Source organism: Serratia sp. LTN-2, assembly GCF_059740205.1.
The window spans coordinates 1-857 of record NZ_JCAXDO010000083.1 but is presented as its reverse complement, the minus strand read 5'-3'; the positions used below and the strand labels follow the sequence as shown (position 1 = coordinate 857).

Genomic DNA, 857 nt, shown 5'->3' with positions numbered 1-857 from the left:
CCAGTGAGCGGTCAGGCAGAGCCTGGTTCAACCGTGACTGTGACTTATCCTGATGGCACCACTGCAACAGTGGTAGCTGGAACAGATGGTAGCTGGTCAGTACCAAACCCGGGTAACCTGGTGGATGGCGATACAGTGACTGCAACAGCAACTGACCCTGCAGGCAACACTTCATTGCCAGGTACAGGCACAGTTTCAGCAGACATCACAGCACCTGTGGTTGCGCTGGATGACGTGTTGACGAATGACAGCACACCAGCACTTACTGGTACAGTGAACGATCCGACAGCCACTGTAGTTGTCAATGTGGATGGCGTTGACTATCCGGCAGTGAACAATGGTGACGGCACCTGGACACTTGCAGACAATACACTTCCAACACTCGCAGACGGTCCACACACCATTACCGTGACTGCAACAGATGCAGCAGGTAACGTAGGTAACGATACTGCAGTGGTGACCATTGATACGGTTGCACCAAATGCACCGGTGCTTGATCCGATCAATGCAACAGACCCAGTGAGCGGTCAGGCAGAGCCTGGTTCAACCGTGACTGTGACTTATCCTGATGGCACCACTGCAACAGTGGTAGCTGGAACAGATGGTAGCTGGTCAGTACCAAACCCGGGTAACCTGGTGGATGGCGATACAGTGACTGCAACAGCAACTGACCCTGCAGGCAACACTTCATTGCCAGGTACAGGCACAGTTTCAGCAGACATCACAGCACCTGTGGTTGCGCTGGATGACGTGTTGACGAATGACAGCACACCAGCACTCACTGGTACAGTGAACGATCCGACAGCCACTGTAGTTGTCAATGTGGATGGCGTTGACTATCCGGCAGTGAACAATGG

Annotated in this window: 1 protein-coding gene; it reads left to right on the top strand. The window is 53.3% G+C overall.

Going from position 1 to position 857, the window contains the following annotated elements; genetic code table 11:
• Window positions 1-857: Ig-like domain-containing protein (locus tag AC6BYQ_RS28455; RefSeq protein WP_498057924.1), on the top strand; the 857-nt coding region annotated here is incomplete at both ends.